This is a genomic window from Nocardia sp. NPDC004722 (assembly GCF_053601505.1).
Map to the genome: position 1 here is coordinate 1 of NZ_JBSGBY010000590.1, position 5,184 is coordinate 5,184.

Below are 5,184 nucleotides of genomic sequence, written 5' to 3' on the forward strand. Positions count from 1 at the left end.
CTCGAAACCTCTCTTCTGACGGCACGTCCCGAGACGCGCCGGAGTGAGTCAAGCGCCCGATAAGCCCATTACCGAGGTCGTTTACGCCTTCTTAGATGCTGCGTCTGGCCAAACAGGTCTGGCCGCAGGTCGATTGGCGTGCCCTCGGCCCGCGCCCGCACCTGTCCACGGTCTTCGGCGTGGTCGCCGTCGCCAGCGACACCGCGCCCGAGGACATCGCCTCGGTGCTCGTCTACACCACCATGACCGGCGCGGCCACCGCCGCCCAGCGGCTACTGGCGCTCGACCCCGCCGCGATCGCCGCCTGCACCATCCGCCTCGCCCCGGTCTGCGACGCGACCGCCCGCGAGGCCGTGAAATCCCTTGCGGCCCTCTCGGACCCGCTGCAGGACGTCCTCGCCGAACGCCATCCCCGCCGCGAACTACCACTGTTCGCGTCGTAGCCGCTCAGCGGGCAGGTAACACCCGGTTTACACCGCTGGGTAAGGATGGGGGTGAAAGGAGCCGAACATGCCACCTCACCTCATTGATGGTGAACCGCACGATCACAGCCATGACCGCCCCAAGCGGGAGCGGACGCCCGGGGAGCCGTTGCGGATCGGGATCGGCGGGCCGGTCGGGTCCGGCAAGACCGCGCTCACCGCGGCGCTGTGCCGGCAACTGCGCGACGAGTTGTCCCTCGCGGTGCTGACCAACGACATCTACACCACCGAGGACGCGGACTTCCTGCGCCGCCACGCCGTGCTGCCGGACGAGCGGATCACCGCCGTGCAGACCGGCGGCTGCCCGCACACCGCCATTCGCGACGACATCACCGCGAACCTCGACGCCATCGACGATCTGATCGAGGCCAACCCGCCGCTGGATCTGATCCTGGTCGAATCCGGCGGCGACAACCTGACCGCCACCTTCTCCTCTGGCCTGATCGACGTGCAGATCTTCGTCGTCGACGTGGCCGGTGGCGACAAGGTGCCGCGCAAGGGCGGCCCGGGCGTGACCTGGTCGGATCTGCTGGTGATCAACAAGACCGATCTGGCTCCCATGGTGGGCGCGGATCTGTCGGTGATGGACCGGGATTCGACCAAGGTGCGCGAGGGACGGCCGTTCGTGTTCACCTCGCTCACCGAGGATCCGGCCGCGACGCCGGTGCTCACCTGGGTGCGCGAACAGCTGCGCCTGGTCGCCGAGCAGGACGCGGGCCTCGCGGATTCGGCGGCGGGCAGTGCCCATTCGCACTGAGCTCCGCATCACCGCGACCGCCGGGACGCTGCCGCACATTCACGCGGTCGGCGGCCTGGCGGCGCGGCGTACCGGCGTCGACACGGTGCACCTGATCGGCACGGCCGCCACGCCTTTGGGCGGTGACGTGCTGGATATCGTTGTCTCCGTAGGGGAGGGCGCGCGGCTGAGCGTCCGCTCGGTGGCCGCCACCATCGCGCTGCCGGGCCGCGAGACGCGCAAGTCGGTGGCGCACTGGCGTTTCGAGGTGGCCGCGGGCGGCGAGCTGGATTTCGATCCGGAGCCGACCGTGGTCGCGGGCGGTGCTGAGCACGAGACGCACACCATGGTGAGCCTGGAACCCGGTGCGCGCCTGCGACTTCGCGAACGCGTGCAGATCGGCCGCACCGGCGAGGACCACGGTTACTGGAGTGGTGAGCTGACCGCCGACGTGGGGGAGACGCCCCTGTTGCGGCATCGCCTCGAACTCGGCGCGGACGCCGTCACCGACGACGACCTGACCGCGCCCCGCGCCCTCGAAAGCGTCCTCACCTACCCGGACGCGCGAACCGCCGAGGTCTCCGGCCTGGATTCGGCCCTGCTGCCATTGGCCGCGGGCGGCACGCTGTTCACGCGTACCGCCCGCTTGTTGATGGCCTGAGCCGCAAGGACTCTCAGCGCCGGATGTTCAGCACTCGGTGAGATTCACCGCGAGCCCGCCGCGCGCCGTCTCCTTGTACTTGACGCTCATATCGGCCCCGGTCTCCTTCATCGTCTTGATGACGTCGTCGAGGGAGACCTTGTGGCTGCCGTCGCCGCGCATGGACATGCGCGCGGCGGTGACCGCCTTGACCGCGGCCATGCCGTTGCGCTCGATGCACGGAATCTGCACCAGCCCGCCGACCGGGTCGCAGGTCAGTCCGAGATTGTGTTCCATGCCGATCTCCGCGGCGTTCTCGACCTGTTCGGGGGTGCCGCCGATGGCCTCGGCGAACGCACCCGCGGCCATCGAGCACGCCGACCCCACCTCGCCCTGACAGCCCACCTCGGCGCCGGAGAGCGACGCGTTCTCCTTGATCAGCATGCCGATCGCGCCCGCGGTGAGCAGGAATCGGATGATGCCCTCCTCGTCCGCGCCGGGCACGAAGTTGATGTAGTGGCTCAGCACCGCCGGCAGCACCCCGGCCGCGCCGTTGGTCGGCGCGGTGACGACCCGCCCGCCCGCGGCGTTCTCCTCGTTGACCGCCATCGCGTAGATGGTGGTCCACTCGGTGCGGTGCATCATCGGATCGCCCTCGGCGCGCAACTGCCGGGCCGAGGTGGCCGCGCGGCGGCGCACCTCCAGCCCGCCGGGCAGAATCCCCTCACGGTTCAGCCCGCGGTTGACGCACTCCCGCATGACATTCCAGATTTCGAGCAGCCCGGCGCGGATCTCCTCCTCACTGCGCCAAGCCTTCTCGTTCTCCATCATCAGCGAGGAGATCGACAGTCCGGTCTCGCGAGCGAACTTCAGTAGCTGCGCGCCGGTGTGGAACGGGTAGGCCAGTTCGGTGGTGTCGTCGTTGTCGGGATCCGCGCACACCGAGTCCTCGTCCACGACGAATCCGCCGCCGACCGAGTAGTACGTCTTCTCCAGCAACGGGATGCCGTCGCGGTCGTAGGCGAACAGCGTCATGGCGTTGGCGTGGTACGGCAGCGCGCGACGCATGTGCAGGATGAGCTGGGTGGGCTCATCGAACGGAATCTCGTGGGTGTCACCGATTTCGGTGCCCAGCAGCCGCAGCCGCTTGGTGCGCCGGATGCGTGCCACATCCTGCTCGGCGACATCCGGATCGACGGTGTTGGGGGCGTGCCCTTCCAGCCCGAGCAGTACCGCCTTGGGCGTGGCGTGCCCGCGGCCGGTCGCGCCGAGTGAGCCGAACAGCTCGACGCGGACCGAGGCGGTCTGGGACAGCAGGCCGTCTTCCTTCAAGCGGTTGGCGAAGAACTGCGCCGCGCGCATCGGGCCGACGGTGTGGGACGAGGAGGGGCCGATACCGATGGAGAAGAAATCGAAGACAGAGAGTGCCATGACCAGACCTTTGACTGCTCGGGCGGGATGGGTGGATTACTCAGGCGTGCTGCAGGTTGCGATCGCGCTCGGTGCCGATGATGTCGTCGCCCGGCACGGTCTCGCTCTCGGGCGCGGCGTCCAGCACCGGATCCGGGCCCGGCAGCCCCGACTCGTGCGCCTTCACGCCGGCCCGCACGGCCCAGTAGTAGGTGGCCAGCGCGGCCACGGCGACCAGCGCGATATCGATGCCGCCCGGAATCAGGCCGCTGCCACCGAATTCGGGCGAACCCAGGGCGGACACGGTCGCCATGAAGATCAGGAAGGCGATCATCCACCAGGCCGGTGCGAGCTGCTCAGCGATGCTGCGATCACCACGCTTCCACAGCACGGCCACCGCGATCGGTACGGACAGCAGCGTGATGAACACGATGCGGCCGGTATTGGGCCAGTGCGTCCAGTACAGGGCGCAGGCGGCCAGCGTGAAGGCCAGCGGGGTGATCACATTCGCGGCCGGGAGCCGGAAGGGCCGCGGCAGCTCGGGCTTGGTCTTGCGGAACACGCCCACCGCGATGGGGCCGATCAGGTACGAGATCACCATGGCCGCGGACACGATGCCCGCCAGCGCGTGCCAGCTGTGGCCGACGGTCACCAGCAGGATCAGCGAGAAGGCCAGGTTGAGCCACATGGCCGGGCGCGCGGTGCCGTAGCGGGGGTGCGACTCGCGCAGCTTCTTCGGGAAGAAGCCGGTCTCGGCGAGGTTCTGCACCATGTACGAGGCCGAGGCCACATTCGCGATGTTCGCGCCGGACGGCGAGATGAACGCGCCGAACTGCAGCATGATGACCAGCCAGCCCAGCATCAGCAGCTTGGCGATATCGACGAACGGCGAGTTGAAATTGATACCGACCCAACCGTGTTCGGCGAGCTGCTCCGGCGGCACCGCGCCGATGAACGCGATCTGCAGCAGCATGTAGATGACCAGGCCGATCGACAGCGCGCCGACCAGGGCGGCCGGAATGGCCTTGCCCGGATTCTTCGCGGCGCCACCGAGATTGACCACGGCCTGGAAACCGTTGAAGGCGAACACGACACCGCAGGTACTCACCGCGGTCAGCACCGCGGACCAGCCGTTGGGCGCGAAACCGCCGTAGCCGCTGAAGTTCTCGGTGTGGAAGCCCGACGCGATGAGGGAGACGACGGCCAGCACCGGGATGCCGAACTTGACCGCGGTCAGCAGGTTGTTCACCTTGGCGAGCAGGCCGACCGACCAGTAGCAGCACAGCCACAGCACCACGGTCAGCACGAACGCCATGCCCATGCCCGCGAGGGTCAGCGAGCCGTCCTTCATCAGGCCCTGGGCCCAGGAGAAGCTCCACGACGACATGTACTGCGTGCTGGCGATGGATTCGATCGGAATCAGCGCGGCGACGGCGATCCACACCGCCCAGCCGGTGATGAATCCGAGCACCGGGCCGTGCGAGATGGAACCGAAGCGGGCCATGGATCCGGGGAAGGGATAGGCCGCGCCCACCTCCGCGTACGACATGGCGATCAAACCTATGAACACCGCGCCGATCACCCAGGCAATAATCGCTGCGGGCCCGGCGACCTGGGCCGCCTGCCCGGCTCCGAAGAGCCAGCCCGATCCGAAGATCGAACCAATGCCAATCATGATCAGGGCGAAGAGACTCAGCCCTTTACGGTTCGCGGAAGGTATGTCCATGGTTTGGACACTACGGAGCAAATCCCTTGTCCTGAACGGACAAATGTCCTGATTACCATCGGTTCCGCATCACGTCAATGGCGTGCCGCTGCCGCCTCGAGATCACAAATTGTGCTCCCAGCACACCTTTGGCAAGCCTGTGCTCGCGGCGGGAACGGACCTCACCGCCGGTTCCCGCCGCGAGCGCACA

General features: G+C 67.9%; 4 protein-coding genes and 1 pseudogene. 3 read left to right on the forward strand and 2 right to left on the reverse strand.

Features of this window, described 5'->3' with window-relative positions:
* Nucleotides 1-95: 95 nt before the first annotated feature.
* From ACWELQ_RS37385 to ACWELQ_RS37395, 3 genes and pseudogenes are all read left to right on the forward strand, one after another.
* A pseudogene (locus ACWELQ_RS37385) lies at nucleotides 96-443 on the forward strand (urease accessory UreF family protein); the annotation flags it as partial.
* A 67-nt stretch (nucleotides 444-510) separates the two neighbouring features.
* Nucleotides 511-1,239 (forward strand): urease accessory protein UreG, encoded by a 729-nt coding sequence (ureG, locus tag ACWELQ_RS37390; protein WP_452401742.1) that lies wholly within the window; start codon nucleotides 511-513, stop codon nucleotides 1,237-1,239.
* Complete coding sequence (locus ACWELQ_RS37395; RefSeq protein WP_452401745.1) at nucleotides 1,229-1,879, forward strand: urease accessory protein UreD; 651 nt, start codon at nucleotides 1,229-1,231, stop codon at nucleotides 1,877-1,879. The genes ureG and ACWELQ_RS37395 overlap by 11 nt, the downstream gene beginning before the upstream one ends.
* A 27-nt stretch (nucleotides 1,880-1,906) precedes the next feature.
* Here ACWELQ_RS37395 and ACWELQ_RS37400 read toward each other — a convergent pair whose 3' ends face one another.
* Nucleotides 1,907-3,289, reverse strand: coding sequence for an L-serine ammonia-lyase (locus tag ACWELQ_RS37400; protein ID WP_452401743.1), 1,383 nt, complete (start codon nucleotides 3,287-3,289; stop codon nucleotides 1,907-1,909).
* 40 nt (nucleotides 3,290-3,329) lie between these two features.
* The gene (locus tag ACWELQ_RS37405) at nucleotides 3,330-4,994 is read right to left on the reverse strand and encodes an APC family permease (RefSeq protein WP_452401744.1); all 1,665 of its coding nucleotides are present in this window, start codon (nucleotides 4,992-4,994) and stop codon (nucleotides 3,330-3,332) included.
* Nucleotides 4,995-5,184: the final 190 nt, after the last annotated feature.